At 56.8% G+C, this 14,075-nt stretch carries 10 protein-coding genes and 5 pseudogenes; 4 read left to right on the top strand and 11 right to left on the bottom strand.

From position 1 onward, the window contains the following. Positions 1 to 21: 21 nt before the first annotated feature. Entirely contained in the window at positions 22 to 1,038 is a 1,017-nt protein-coding gene (locus ACV22Z_RS00320) for an Ldh family oxidoreductase (protein WP_448074339.1), read from the bottom strand. 420 nt (positions 1,039 to 1,458) lie between these two features. Here ACV22Z_RS00320 and ACV22Z_RS00315 point away from each other — a divergent pair. Both ACV22Z_RS00315 and ACV22Z_RS00310 read left to right on the top strand, forming a co-directional pair. After that, positions 1,459 to 1,636: pseudogene (locus ACV22Z_RS00315) on the top strand (transposase); the annotation flags it as partial. A gap of 16 nt (positions 1,637 to 1,652) precedes the next feature. Beyond that, positions 1,653 to 1,775: pseudogene (locus ACV22Z_RS00310) on the top strand (IS481 family transposase); the annotation flags it as partial. 134 nt (positions 1,776 to 1,909) lie between these two features. Here the strand turns inward: ACV22Z_RS00310 and ACV22Z_RS00305 are convergent. The 7 genes and pseudogenes from ACV22Z_RS00305 to ACV22Z_RS00275 all read right to left on the bottom strand — a co-directional run bounded on the left by ACV22Z_RS00305 (position 1,910) and on the right by ACV22Z_RS00275 (position 10,121). Next, complete coding sequence (locus ACV22Z_RS00305) at positions 1,910 to 3,499, bottom strand: methyl-accepting chemotaxis protein (protein WP_448074338.1); 1,590 nt, start codon at positions 3,497 to 3,499, stop codon at positions 1,910 to 1,912. A 290-nt stretch (positions 3,500 to 3,789) separates the two neighbouring features. Then, positions 3,790 to 4,653 (bottom strand): annotated as a pseudogene (locus tag ACV22Z_RS00300) (IS4 family transposase); the annotation flags it as partial. 125 nt (positions 4,654 to 4,778) lie between these two features. After that, positions 4,779 to 5,390, bottom strand: coding sequence for a flavin reductase family protein (locus tag ACV22Z_RS00295; RefSeq protein WP_448074337.1), 612 nt, complete (start codon positions 5,388 to 5,390; stop codon positions 4,779 to 4,781). A gap of 95 nt (positions 5,391 to 5,485) precedes the next feature. Continuing rightward, a pseudogene (locus ACV22Z_RS00290) lies at positions 5,486 to 5,602 on the bottom strand (IS5/IS1182 family transposase); the annotation flags it as partial. A 254-nt stretch (positions 5,603 to 5,856) separates the two neighbouring features. Then, positions 5,857 to 6,177, bottom strand: a complete 321-nt coding sequence (locus ACV22Z_RS00285; protein ID WP_448074336.1) for a putative quinol monooxygenase — start codon at positions 6,175 to 6,177, stop codon at positions 5,857 to 5,859. 51 nt (positions 6,178 to 6,228) lie between these two features. Beyond that, positions 6,229 to 8,745 (bottom strand): CoA transferase, encoded by a 2,517-nt coding sequence (locus ACV22Z_RS00280; protein WP_448074335.1) that lies wholly within the window; start codon positions 8,743 to 8,745, stop codon positions 6,229 to 6,231. A 62-nt stretch (positions 8,746 to 8,807) separates the two neighbouring features. Further along, positions 8,808 to 10,121 carry an MFS transporter gene (locus ACV22Z_RS00275; protein ID WP_448074334.1) on the bottom strand — a complete coding sequence of 438 codons (1,314 nt, stop codon included), beginning with the start codon at positions 10,119 to 10,121 and terminating at the stop codon, positions 8,808 to 8,810. Between the two features lie 254 nt (positions 10,122 to 10,375). Here ACV22Z_RS00275 and ACV22Z_RS00270 point away from each other — a divergent pair, with 254 nt between their 5' ends. Together ACV22Z_RS00270 and ACV22Z_RS00265 are read left to right on the top strand one after the other, a co-directional pair. Next, the gene (locus ACV22Z_RS00270) at positions 10,376 to 11,281 is read left to right on the top strand and encodes an IclR family transcriptional regulator domain-containing protein (protein WP_448074333.1); all 906 of its coding nucleotides are present in this window, start codon (positions 10,376 to 10,378) and stop codon (positions 11,279 to 11,281) included. A 198-nt stretch (positions 11,282 to 11,479) separates the two neighbouring features. Next, positions 11,480 to 11,737: pseudogene (locus ACV22Z_RS00265) on the top strand (transposase); the annotation flags it as partial. A 208-nt stretch (positions 11,738 to 11,945) separates the two neighbouring features. On the opposite strand, the gene ACV22Z_RS00260 reads toward ACV22Z_RS00265, so the two are convergent. From ACV22Z_RS00260 to ACV22Z_RS00250, 3 genes are all read right to left on the bottom strand, one after another. After that, on the bottom strand, positions 11,946 to 12,470 hold the full coding sequence (locus tag ACV22Z_RS00260) for an IS110 family transposase (RefSeq protein WP_448074332.1): 525 nt from the start codon (positions 12,468 to 12,470) through the stop codon (positions 11,946 to 11,948). A 191-nt stretch (positions 12,471 to 12,661) separates the two neighbouring features. Next, positions 12,662 to 13,177 (bottom strand): hypothetical protein, encoded by a 516-nt coding sequence (locus ACV22Z_RS00255; protein WP_448074331.1) that lies wholly within the window; start codon positions 13,175 to 13,177, stop codon positions 12,662 to 12,664. 55 nt (positions 13,178 to 13,232) lie between these two features. Next, positions 13,233 to 13,805 (bottom strand): hypothetical protein, encoded by a 573-nt coding sequence (locus tag ACV22Z_RS00250; RefSeq protein WP_448074330.1) that lies wholly within the window; start codon positions 13,803 to 13,805, stop codon positions 13,233 to 13,235. Between the last annotated feature and the right edge of the window lie 270 nt (positions 13,806 to 14,075).

Raw genomic sequence — 14,075 nt, 5'->3', positions numbered from 1 at the left:
TCAAGTCCTTTGTCGGATCAGTTACGAGATTGTGTTTGCAAAGCCAATGATTCGCGCCCATACCTCGCGGGGGAGTTTGATACCGTGAGTCATGGAGGAGTCTCGAACGGCCTGAGCTCGGTCGCCTGGAATGACGACCGGGCGGCTGGGAACGAGCGGGGGGCATGCGCGCAGCTCGTTAAGGTAAGCAGTAACACGATTGGCTATGCTGCTGGTGGCAGGCTCAATGACGATGAACACATCCCCCTTATTGCAGACTCGGTCTGAGTCGAGGGTGCCCGCAACGTCCTTGCCCAGTGCGGTGTCGGTAAGACTCGCGACCAAGACCTCAAATGCCAAGCCGAGGGCATAACCCTTGGCTTCGCCGAATGGGGCGAGCGCGCCATGACGAGCTGCCGCTGCATCTGTCGTGGGATCGCCGTTCGCATCGAGCGCCCAGCCTGGCCTGAGTTGCTCTGCTCGATTGGCGTAGTCATGTACCTGCCCCATCGAGACGAGGCTCGTCGCCATATCGAGAACAAACGGGTAGGGGGACGCTGGGACGCCGATGGCGATTGGATTTGTCCCGATCAAAGGCCTCCGGCCACCCCACGGGTGAACCAACGCCTCGCTCGTGGTAAGCGAGATGAGGATTTGACCACGTTGGGCAATGCGCTCGGCATATAACGCCAGCATCCCGAGGTGATTGCAGTTGCGAACTACCGCGACGGAAACACCTGATGTGCGCGCGCGGGCAGAAACTTGCTCCAATGAGTTGAAAGCAACTACAGGCCCCAATCCGTTTTCTCCGTCGACTTCGAGAAGCGCATCTCCACGCCAAGTGACACGCCCTCGTGCGACGGGGTCGGCAACCCCGTTGCGGATACGTTCAATGATGCGGGGAAGGCGCTGTAAGCCGTGGGAAGGACGGCCACGCAACTCCGCTTCGAGCAGGAGCTCTACTTGAACTTCGGCATTACTTTCTGGCACGCCCGCCAGTGTGAGGGCACGCATACAGGTGTCACGCGCAATCCCAGCTGTGACCAACTCAACATCCATGATCTGTCTCCATTACATCTCCGAAAATCGTATCCGATACGATACACGATATGATTTATGCTAGTGACGAATTCTCATGGAGTCAAGAACAATCCTGACCGGCTTATGGAATACCCTAGCTTCGCGAAAGTCCTCGAGTGCGAGGCAGAGTGCGAACTTTCGCGCCATCCTGTTGGAAATCGGGCCTACGATGTCTTGTTGAGCAGACTCATTTCGTTAAAGCTACCTCTAGGCTCAGGAGCAAACGATGATGAATGGTGTCGACGTAGCTGGCGAGATCGCCCTCGATGACCCAGCGTCCGGCAACACTTTGTTCACTACTGTCCTGCAGAGGTGGCCGCACAAAAACAGACAGCGGGATAAGGCAGTGGAAGGGCCGGGGCCTGAGCCAGCGATAATGCAGGCAAAGGAACCGAGGAAATGACGAAACGAACCCGACGCACGCACTCAGCGGCGTTCAAAGCGAAAGTGGCCCTGGCGGCTGTCAAGGGCGAGCGCACGCTGGCCGAACTGGCGCAGCAGTTCGATGTGCACCCGAACCAGATCACGGAATGGAAACGGCAATTGCAGGAGCGCGCGGCCGACGTGTTCGGTGCGGCTGGCCCGGTGTCGAGCGAACCACCGGGATCGTCGAACGGCTGCACAAGAGCATGCTCAACGAGTTCTATCGCATCGTCTTCCGCAAGAAGATCTACGACTCGATCGCCACCTTGCAGACGGACCTTGATGCGTGGCTCGCCGCCCCCTGCGTTTCGTACTCGTGCTGATGCTCAAACGCCATCCGAACCGCCCGCTCCCGCACCTCATCTGAATATCGCGTCGCGGTGGGCTTCCTTACCTTGCTTTCGTTTTCCATACTTCAAATCTCACGTTACAGCCAAGATCCAAAGTCTCCTACATTCCCGGCGCGGTTCACTTTGAATTGGCCCACGGCGCGAGCGAGGATCGTGGCCTGTTCCTGCAAGCTTTGAGCGGCCGCCGCCACCTGCTCGACAAGCGCAGCGTTTTGTTGCGTCGCTGTGTCCATCTGCGACACGGCTCGGTTGACCTGCTCGATGCCATGGCTCTGCTCATCCGAGGCCACAGCAATCTCACCCATGATGTCGACGACTTGCTTTACCGACTTCATAATCTCCTGCATCGTCGTGCCGGCCTGCGAAACGAGCTCCGAGCCGCTTTGCACTTTGCTCGCCGAATTGTCAATCAGTGCCTTGATCTCCTTCGCGGCAGCGGCGCTTCGCTGCGCAAGCGTGCGCACTTCACCCGCCACGACGGCAAATCCACGGCCCTGCTCGCCCGCGCGGGCCGCTTCAACGGCTGCATTGAGCGCAAGTATATTGGTCTGGAATGCGATGCCGTCGATTACGCCGATGATGTCGGCGATCTTGTCGGAGCTCGCCGAGATATCGCCCATCGTGCTGACGACGCGGCTCACCACTTCGACGCCGCGCGCCGCAGTATCAGAGGCCTTGCCGGCGAGCACCATCGCCTGTGAGGCATTGTCGGCATTGTGTTTGACAGTGCCGGTGAGCTCTTCCATGCTCGCGGCCGTCTCTTGTAGTGAAGCGGCCTGCTGTTCGGTGCGCGACGACAGATCCATGTTGCCCGAGGCGATTTGCTGTGCCGCCGCGCTGATCGACTCGGCACCCGACCGAATGCCTGAGATCACTTGCGACAAGCTTTTTTGCATCATTGCAATTGCGCTGAGCAGGCTTTCGTCGTCTCCAGCTCGAAGTCTTACCGTCGCTTGCAAATCGTGATTCGCGATGCCGTTCGCGATTTCGACCGCGTAGGCCGGCTCCCCTCCGAGGTTTCGCTTGATAGTCCGGATGATGAGTAGCATTGCGACCGTCACAACCGTGCCGATCACGCCTAACACGACCAGATTGGTCAAAAGGCTCGCGTAGAAAAGTTCGTTGATATCCTGAACGTACAGACCTGTGGCGACAATCCAGTCCCACGGCTCGTAGTACTCGAAGTAGGTTATCTTGGGCGCGCGTGTATGCGTACCGACGACGAGACCTTGGTACTCTACGAAGCCTTTGTTTTGGGCATGCGCCTCCTTCACCATCTCCGAAAAAAATAGCTTGCCGTTGCTATCCTTGCCATCACCGACGTTCTTGTTCTTCAGTCCCGCGTTCGCCGGGTTCGCGTTCATCAGCATGACGGGACGAGAGTCGATGATGAACATATAGCCCTCTTGGCCATAGCGCATCTCCGACAGTCTTGCCATCGCCTCCTTCTGGGCTGCCTCGGTCGTCATCGCGCCGCTTGCGGCAAGTGATGCGTAGTTTTTGACGATGCCTTCGGCGCTCTCGACGATGTCTCTAAGGTCGGCCTTGCGATCTCGAAGCATCGTTTCACGCTCATGCAGCGCGCCCCAGCCACCGAGCAACAACAGGCCGGCCCACATGAGCGTAAGCACCAACCAGAGCCTTGCATTCAGACTAATGCGGTTCATCTTTTTCCTGATTATTTAGTTTAGAAATGTCGGGCACATAAAAGGTGCGGATACACGTATAATTTTCGGCGGTCGGGACGGAAACTTGAAGCCACCATCCCTGGAATGCGTGGTGCCTTGATTTCCGCGTCCGCTAACAGTCCCAAGACGGGCGCGACTCACTGGCGAGACTGTGAGCGAACATTATGGTTAACAAACTGTGTGTTGAGCTTAGCTTGTTGGCGGGTGGGTCCGCTAGATAAAGCCATCGGCTTATACACAATTGTCGGTGTGACCGCCGGCACGTACTTTTGCAATGTTTTGGCAGCCACATGAGCCTCTTTGAGTTTGAGCCAGATGGCTTTCGCACCGGGTTCGCCGTCACCCTTGCGGCCAAGGAATCCGCCCAAGCGCGCAATCAAGCGCAGCACCTCATTGAGCTTGGGCTTGGCTGGCTGCTTGACGTCGGTCAGCAAATACGCGCCGCGAATTTCATCGACATCGAAGAACAGTTCGGCATCCATATCGGGGCGACTGCGGACCATGTGCATCAGATGGGCAATCCGCCAAGCCACGACCAGAAACAACGCCAGCGCACGTTCGAGCCGTTCGATTGCGCCCAATTGCAGCGCCTCGACACGGCAACCGTTCTTCAGCACGTTGAACAATATCTTGATTTCCCTGCGGGCCCGATACCAGTCGATCAGTTCAGTCGCTTCCTGCCGCGTCGCGGCTTCGCGGTTGGTCAGCAAGCGCCATTCGATCGGCTTGATGCCGCTTGGCGCATCAAACTCGTGCGCCACCAGGCCCGTGGACGCCACGCTTTGGCCCACGCCGGCTGGCAGTTCAATGCGCCGCAGCCACACGTGCTGACGCACTTGGCGTGCCTTCACGCCGTGACGCGAGCCCATCGTGAAGGCAATCTCACCGAGCGGTGCGTCTTCTGTCGCCGCCGCACACAGCTTAGCTCCCTCGGACAGCGCGCGATCATGGGTCGAGCGAATCAGCCAATCCGCCAGGGTGCCCAACTCCTGCGCCCGCGCCATCAGCGCGATCATGTCTGCTACGCGATCAGCAACGTACACCAGTCGCGTGTGCGGCAGGCCCGATGCCGTTTCCGCGACCCGCTCGTAACCCTCGATCCAGCGCAGACTTTCCTTGAGGCCACCGCGCTTAAGTATGCGGCCAGACGTGAGCCTAACCAGTGTTGTTAGGAGCGAGAGTTGATCATTGATGGGTGAGTTTTCACCAGCAACTTAGTCAGGCCTTCTGTAGCAATTTCCAGGGAAGTTGATTGGCATTATTCGGGTTCGCGGCCGGTTGGCGGTTGCTTGACAATTACGGGGCCTAGGGTTCCATAGACAGGGCCGGCCAATCGAGAAAGCGGACGCAGACTGGTGGTCTCGATCTTGTAGTTCGAGAGCAATCCTTCGCGTGCGTGTACGTGAATAATCTCTGCCACCACATATTCGGAAGAAGGCCCAAACTTGATTATGTCCCAGAGCCGGCATTCAATAGCAATTGGTGCATCTCGAAGTCTCGGAACTGAAATACCTACGCTCGGTTCCACGGCAAGGCCAAGCAACTCTACCTCGCTGACTTTCGGCGGGTGCGGAAAGGAACTTTCGTGGACAAGGTCGAGCATCGTGTCGTCAGCAATGTGAACGACAAGTTCCTTGAGTTGTGCTACGTTTCTCGAGGAGTCCTTTCGAGATCCATCGTCCTTCCTGCTGAAGTTCATCCCAAGCAGAGGAGGGTCGTAGCATACGATGCTGAACGCGCTGAATGGCGCCAGGTTTACCAAACCATCCTCAGACATGGTGGTGACCCATGCGATCGGGCGCGGCACAATCATGCAATTCATGAGCTTATAGATCTCGGCCTTATTCAAGCCGGAAACTGAAAAATCCATTTTGATCTCCAATTTTTGGATGTGCCGCTCGCTCCTATAACGTTCAGAACGAGCGTTGTCATTCGAAGGAAACTAAACGCGCTGGCCTATTGCGTGATGCCACGTTCGCGCAAGCGCTGGCGATGTGGCTCGGAACTGTAGCCCCGGTCGCCCTGAACGATTTGCGGCTTGTGCAGGGGACGCCCGCGTTTGCCTCGGATATGTTGGATAGAAGTTGCTGGTCGTTGCGAACTACCTTTAATCTATAAAGCGTGCCCTACCGCGAGTTAAGGATGAAAACCGCCGCATCCTTTGACGCAGCGCTGGCTACCGGCCAGCGCTGACTTGCGCACTTGCCTACACGCTTTCATCCGCGTTTCAAGTCGGATGAAGCGCTTTTCGCACACGTGGATCTTTACTTCACGCGGGCCTCGACGGCGCCGAAAGTAGCATAACTAAGAACCCATCGAGCGACCGCTTGCGCGTCCTATGCCACCGCGTCGACAGGAGAAAGCACGTGTACGACACGCTTGGCGATCAGGTGCTTGACTTTCGCACCATACTCGACCATGTGAGGTGACACTCGATGGGCCTGAAGGCAGGAGAAGTCATCCCATTTTTCCACGATGACGAAACTGTCCGGCCCAAGCGCCACCGGTGTTTCGTCAATATTCGCAGGATCGAAAGCAGCGACGTATTCAATGCATCCATTTTCGGCCCGCACGGGTGTAGTGTTCGTGCGATATGCCGCGAGCACTTCGTCGCGATGGCCGGGGAGGGTGGTGATAAAGGCGAGAACGTAAATCATGTGATTCCTTCAGTTGGATTACAGGGTAATGTGGGCAGACCACAAGCGCGTCTACTTGGGAAGGTAGTGTTTGAGAACTTGCCAATAGTCGCGCGCGATACCCGACCGGTAGAGGTCATTTGCTTCAGACCGGCTGAGGCCGAGTTCCGCGAGCACGGCTCGGGTGTGGGTTCCGGGTGCGGGCGCCGGAGTAAGTTCGCGAATGGGTGATTTCGCGAGGCGGAACCATGAGGGTGACGGGACTGCCGTGGGGAAATTGCTTGGATGTTTGCGTTGTGAGAGCGTGACTGATCCGAAGTCCAGTGTAATGGCCGGTGAAGCGTCTTCTTCGGAACGAATTGCTACAGGCAACGCTCCCAGGCGTTCGACTTTGACCACTGAAGCTTGGGGGAAACCTTGAACCGCGTTGCGCAGAACTTTAATGTCGGCCCCCGCAATGGCTTCGGCAATATCGGCTTGACCGGCACTCTTGGCGCCAAGCGCTGCAGCGACCGCATCAATATTCTCTTCACGGCATGCAAAAAAGACCCAGCCTTCTGCGCTGCGATAGAGTGAATAGTGAGCACCGTGACCCTTGGCGGTCTGACCACCAGCCTCCGCAGGCCGGTTCTGGCTGCCTGATGTGACAACGAACGGGAACTGCACTAGCTGCGCGCCCATCGCAAGGGACGTCCGGACATAGGAGCCGCCTCGCCCGAGCTCTCGTGCCACGAGTGCTTGCGCAATTCCGAGCGCTGCCGAAAAGCCCGTAATGTAGTCGACACAAGAGGCGATACCATGCAACGCAGGTGCGTTTGGCGTACCGTAACGCGATGTAATGCCTGTCCCGCCCTGAAGGACGGGATCAAAAGCGGGGAAGTCCTTCCACGGGCCGCCAAGTGGTCCACCCCATGCGCTGACCTGGCAGCAGATGATGTCCGGATTGATAGCTCGGAGCTGGTCGAGTGAAATCCCGAGGCCCAGAGTGGACCTGTCGAGGAAGTTATGCACGACGATGTCACTATCCTTGACGAGTCGTTCCAGCAGTTTGCGCCCCTCGGTCGTTTTTAGGTCGAGGATGGTTGCGCGTTTCCCTTGGTTGACGTCAACGCCGTACCACATCGTCATCCGTGGGCCGGCCTGAGGTGCCGGTGCGTCAATTCTTGTCACCTGCGCGCCGAATTCAGCCAACGTACGCGACGCTGCAGGTGCGGCAATAATGTTGGAGATATCGAGTACACGAACGCCGTCGAGAATCGTATTCACTGAACGCGACGATAGCTTGACCGACGAGCTCACATCAGACGGGACACGCCATGCCGATCCGATTTCGTATGCTTCGTTGGTACGCGGTTTCGGTTCGGGGGACGCTATATCAGCACCTTCTATTGTCAAGAAGCGTCCAGCCTGGACCACATGCCCGTCGATGGGGTCATTGATTTCGCAGACGTGGCCACTTTGATGTGCGATGGGTTCCGCAAGCCACTCCGCCGTCGTGCGCACAAGAGAACACGGTACACCTGCAGCCTGAAGCTCAGCCTGCCATTCGGCAGCTGGTCGAGTAAGAAAACGTGCTGCCATGAGCTTGCCGAGGCGATCGGCCCAATACGGACTCAAGCGCACGGAACTGCTGACGTTATTGCCATCAGTGCCCTCGTCGAAGGGGCTTCCTACAATCATGCCTTCAGCGACGACCTGATCAAGAATGCCGAGGACCTCCAGGCATGCGCGGGCCTGATGAATATGGTCGACGGCATTGATGAAGACCTGCCGTCCGTCAGCGCAAAGATGATGACCGAATTGCGGACGGGAGAACCGCTTGAGATACGCTGTGAGGGCCGCTTTGTGTTCGTCGGTCAGCTTATCCGCGAGATCCCTGAATATTGGGAATGCGACCTCGCTCATTACCTTGTCCACACGAGGCAAATCGAACTGCTCGGGTTGCCCGTCGATGCGCATCGCAAGCGCGGCCATCGCGGAAAGAAGGGCATCGGCGAGAGGCACCTCAACGAATTGCCCACCGCCTGTGCGCAACCGATTGAAATACGCCATCATCGCTGCGGTGGCACCATGAACACCGCCATAGGCGCTTGCCATTGGTACCGAAGTAAAGATCGGATCGGAGCCAAGAATGGCGACTGTCGAGTTCAGCTCCGAATACACTCCTAGTGAGGCAGCGATGGTGCCTTCCCATGCAGCAGTCTCAGCCTCGGGTGAACTGGAAGCAAACCCGGGCAGAGACAGGTACACGACCTGTGGATTGTCTTTGGATATGGATGCATAGTCGAGACCCCAGGCGGCTGTCTTTCCCAGGCCGAGGTTATCAATGACGATGTCCGCGTTGTACGCAAGACGCATGGCTTCTGCGACTTCGCTTGCCGTACCGAAGTCCAGTTCGATACAGCGCTTCCCGCGAGAGAGCAGAGCATCTTCCGCCCGCGCGATTCTATTGGGCCTGTTGATTTCGATGACATCGGCACCCTGATCCGCGAGGAGCATCGAAGCAAGACGGCCGGCCCAGATTCCCCCGAGATTGACGACGCGCACACCCTTGAGCGGCGCGATCAGTGTTGTCGATACATACGTCATGACACTTCTTCCTTTAATGCGCGTTACGAACTGAACCTTTTACTCGACCGGGTGCCGGTCGGTTATTCGGCGACCTCGGTATTCGGCGAATGCTTGGGAAACGCCACAAGCAACGCGATCATTCCGATGGTCGTCAACGCCGCCATGGCGTCGAGTCCCACATACAAGCTGCCGAAGCGAACGCTGATTGCGCCAATTACCATCGTGCTGAAGGCGCCACCGGATGCGCCGATGGAACTGATCAAAGCGATGCCACCTGCTGCTGCCGAATGGCTCAGATACGCGCTTGGAATCGTCCAAAACAGGCTCAAAATACTGAACACGCCCACCGACGACACGGCGAGCAGAGCGACCGTTAGAGGGAGACTGCCCTCTGCGCTTGGCAGCAGGAAAAAGCTTGCAGACGAGGCCAGACCACACAAGGCGACGTGCCACCGTCGTTCGAGCAGTTTGTCCGAGCTGTAGCCGACCACCACCATGCCGATAGTCGCGATCAGCGACAAGCCGCCGCTTATCCAGCCTACTGACCCAAGCGTCTGGCCGGCTACAGCCTTAAGGATGGAGGGAGTCCAGAGAAGTACCGTGGTGAGCGAGCAAAAGAAGGCGAAATAGACGAAAGCAAGCAGGTAGACCTTCGGGTCCTTCAGCGCGGTTGTGAAGGGGGTTCCCTCCGCTTTTCGCTTACGGCGATCAAGCATGAGATCTGCTGCAATAGCCTGCTTCTCTTCGGCGTCTAACCAACGGGCCGATGCCACGTCATCCGAAAGGTACCAGTAGGCGAACACACCAATTACTATCGTCGGCAAGCCCTCAACGACGAAAAGCCACTGCCATCCATGAAAGCCTGCCAGGCCGTCAAAGTGCTCCATGATCCAGCCCGAAATGGGTCCCGCGAAGACACCGCCGAGCGGCATTGCCATGACGAACAGGCTCGTTATCCGTCCCCGCAGGCGGTCGGGGAACCAGAGTGTGAGGTAGAAAAGAATTCCGGGGAAGAACCCCGCTTCTGCGACGCCAAGCAAGAATCGCAGCACATATAGGGCGTTGGCACTGTGCGCGAACATCATTACGCACGTTACCAGCCCCCACAACACCATGATGCGAAGCAGCGTACGGCGAACCCCGATACGTTCCAGCCACAGATTGCTCGGGACTTCAAACAGGATGTACCCGATGTAGAACATCCCGGCCGCCACGCCATACACGCCGTCATTGAGCTTGAGATCGTGAAGGAACTGCAGCTTTGCAAAACCGATGTTGAAGCGGTCAATGGTAGCTAGCATGTAGCACAGCAGCAGGAATGGAATCAGTCGCCACGCAACTTTGCGATAGGTTGGGCGACTCTCTGCTGCTGCAGACATCAATTGGGTTGTCACGGTGTCTCCTGTGCGAGGCCTATTGCCGCGTTGTCCGAGTGCCTGTTGCTCACCGAGCGCCAAACGGACCTGCGGATCTATTCGGATTCCTGTTTATGCATCTGCAGACATGGAAATCTGCTATGTTCGATAATCGCACAAACTTGCGTTTATCGCCCGTATCATCTTCAATGTATAAGGTCGGAAGGTCAATGCGGGACCTGTAAATACAGTGCGGTGATCGCACAAACACAAACTTTTGAAGGAGAGAAGCCGTGGTGAAGAAGGCTAAGACCGAGCCATCTCGGCCAGTTCGCGCAGCGCGCATACGTTCCGACGAATTAGCGATCGGTCCAGATGATGCGATGTCGCAAAGTACCGATGGGCTTGATGTCGAAGACGAGGGGTCTCCCTCGCGGTCGCAGGGAGACCCGAATTACATGATGTCCCTGGAACGTGGGCTGACTGTCATTCAGGCGTTCTCAAGCCAAAGACGCACTCTTTCAATTTCTCAGATCAGCCAGAAGACAGGCATTCCTCGGGCAGCTGTGCGACGTTGTCTATACACCCTGAGTCAGCTGGGGTTTGTGGCTCCTGAGGACGAGCGCTACTTCGTGCTGCGCCCGAAAATATTGTCCCTAGGGCATGCGTATCTTGCATCGACTCCCCTAGCGAAGGCCGGCATGCCGGTCCTCAAGCACGTGACCAGTCTGTTGAACGAATCGTGTTCCGTTGCGGTACTCGACGGCACCGAGATTCTGTATATTGCTCGAGCGAAGACGTCGCGGATCATGACGATCGACCTCGATATTGGAAGCCGGTTGCCGGCGTACTGCACGTCGATGGGCCGCGTCATGCTTAGCTACCTTCCCGCGGAGGAATTGGAAGCCCGGTTAAAGGCGACACGATTTGTGCAGTACACGGCCAATACCCTGACGACACCTGAAGCGCTGCGCATAGAGCTAAAGAAAGTGCGAGCGCAAGGCTACGCGGTGATCGACCAGGAGCTTGAGACTGGTCTGAGAACCATTGCGGTGCCAATCGTCAACTCGGAAGGGGCTACGGTTGCAGCAACGAGTGTTGGCGTGCATGCATCACGTGCCACCGTGGGAGAAATGACATCAAAAATCCTGCCGGTCCTTCGTGAGGCTGCTCAAGAACTTGCCCTTCTTGTGGGTTAGCTTGCGATCTATCCATCTTTGTGTTGATTGGTATTGATTGAGTGCATATCCACGACGATGTGTGGCTTAAGCGTGGTCGTATCGACGTTTCCGAGCTTCAGGCTGTCGGGCGCCTCGCGATTGACTATTGAGCTTCCCCTGAAATTTCGCCTTCCAGCAGGTCGCGTATAAACTCGACCCAAAGGAAGGAAAGCAGAGATGTTCAAGGTACCGCATCACGTGTACACGGCAGAGTTCAAGGAAGCCGCCGTGCAACGAATCAAGGACGGCCAAGGCGTGAGCGCCGTGGCCCGCGAATTGGGCATGTCGACGCAGACCCTGCGCAACTGGCTGAAGGCTTTCGAGGCCGGCAAGCTGAATGGGCCCGGGGCGAAGGCCGTCGCGGCGGAACAGATGGAGCTGTCTCGACCGCGAGCGGAGAACAAGAGCTTGCAGATGGAGCTGGAAATCGCAAAAAATGTATGGTCCGCCCCGGCTTTGCAAGCAGATTTTGTGTGACGAAGCAGTTTGCGTAAATGTATCCGGCCTCTCGCGAGTCAGCCGCTTTTGACGGCAAGGCCATGATGGGATATGCGCGCTCGGTTCCCAATAAGTGGCTCGACCCTGGAGGCCGCTTTTTTGACCCGGTTTACCGAACGCCGTTGCACAGTTTCGTCATCAGGTATCAGCCTGCAAACTTGGAAGGGGAATCATGGTCTGTCGCCGTCAGTTGGCCGATACTCGGCACTGATGTCAGTCGGGTGGCCGCATCGTCGGCGCTGGCAATAGCTTCGATCTGGCGTCGAAGTTGCAACAGACGCGCCTCGGCGGAGCGATATTCTTGCCACAGATCCTCGAGCAGGCGGCGCATGGACGGCGTCAGCCCATTCTGGTCGTCCGAGAGAATCGATGGCATGTCGCGGACAAAGTAGGCGGCGCCGACACTGATGGTGAGACCGTATTCGAGCAGAAAGGCACCGGCCTGATTGATGACGGACGTCTTGTTTGAGACCAGGCGTTGTCGGACGCGATGCAGCGCCTGTAAATCGAGCTGGGCTTCTGTCTTTGGCTGTACGAAACGCATGGTGGTGCGGGAAATCGCTTCGGCAATCGCCTCCGCATCGACCATGACATCGTCCCCTGGCGCGGGGAGAGGTCGCGGGCCCTGGTACTGCGGAGGGAGCAGGTGGAACACATCGACGAAACTCACGGGCTCTCGGAGCCACGTCTGCTTTTCAACCCCGTAGTGGTCAGCTCGGTCAAATTCAATAATTGAGCCCACGCTTGGAATAAGAAAGGCGGACCGATGGTCCGCCTTGAATTGCTACGGTATGTGCGCCTGGAGTTTCGCTCTCCAGTCCACGATTACCTGACTGGCCCTTGCGTTGACTTGGAGGTAAATTACTGAGCCGGCAATTTGGTCGGCACGATGTACTCAAGGTACTCGAGAACCTCCGGCTCGTCTTCGTCCCATTCGATTGGGTGATAACTTTGGGCAACCATCGACGCGGCCCAGAGGTCCTCGTGTAGTTGAGCATCGAATCGATATTCCGAAAGCGTCGGTTTGTCGTTGAAGACCCACACTACCAAAATACGGCCGAAGTCGTTTGATTGAGCAATATTGATAGCGGGCCCCGATACTGCTACGCGGCCGTTCGCCAGAAGCAAGCATTCGATACTCGTTCCGTCAGCGCGATGGCGGACCTGTGTAGAGACGGTCTTGTCCTCTAAATCAATCTCAGTAGCCGTCGTACCGGGCAACGGGAGAACGATGCACTTTTCGTCCGTAAGCTGCGGTTGTTCCCACAACTCCGACAGCGGCACCACATACGCCGTGCGCGCAGGACTATCGGCGACGTGTGTCCGGATTGCAGCGAGCAGTTCAGCGTTTGTTTCCTGTTCCGACCAGTAATACATTTCTTTCGTGTCCTTTGGTGGATGGCTGTGCGACTAATATCCGAATCCTCTTGCCCTACAGGACAGCGTCTTCCGTCAGGTCGACGACGTCGAAAACGCCGATGTGGCTTGCCTCGCGCGCGACCTTCTGCCATGCGGCCGTTTCCTCCGGGGTCAGGTGTACGTGGTTTTCCGCCGACCTTGCGGCGATGTCGAATTCATCGAGCAGGTCTTCGTCCAAGCGGTACCGGCACAGAGCGCCGCCGTCGTCAAACATCCACAGCACAAGCAGCTGCTGCGCCTGTATGGCCCCTGAGAGTCGAACGGCCGTCCGGGCGAGGGCAACAGACCCCTTTGCTAGCATGAGGCATGCGATTCGAGACCCATCGAGTTCAGTTTCGACTGATGCCCAGGTGTGTTCGTCCGCGAAGTCGATTGCACTCGTTACGACGCCCGGCAAAGCAGCTACCACGACCGCGCAGTTCTCAACGTCGATATCATCAACTATTAAATTCTCAATAGGTACAAGGTAAGACACAGCGGCCCCACGCTGAACAACTTGCTGACGAATCTCGGCAAGCAGTTCCCAATTCAGGTCGGTGTCGTCAAAGGAAATATTGGCGGTTCCGTAATCAAATTCAATCGTCATGGCTGTAGCTCTAAATGATGTGTCCTATATGCGTCGATAATCGACGCACTATCCGTATAGCGACCTCCGCTCGTGCGTATTGCGGGGCGCTACGTTGTATGTTGCGATTGGGGTGGAGAATAAGGGGGTTCGCGTTTGTTTTCAATGCTTTTTGTAAAATATCCAATTATTTATACAGGCAAATCCTTGTCTTCGTCGATTTATCGCGTCGCAATATAAATTTAACAATAAAATCATGGGGTTGCGAAAAGTGACTGTTAATGTATAAAT

Source organism: Burkholderia sp. PU8-34, assembly GCF_053427725.1.
The sequence above is the reverse complement of the archived record's forward strand: the minus strand, read 5'-3'. Positions and strand labels throughout refer to the sequence as shown.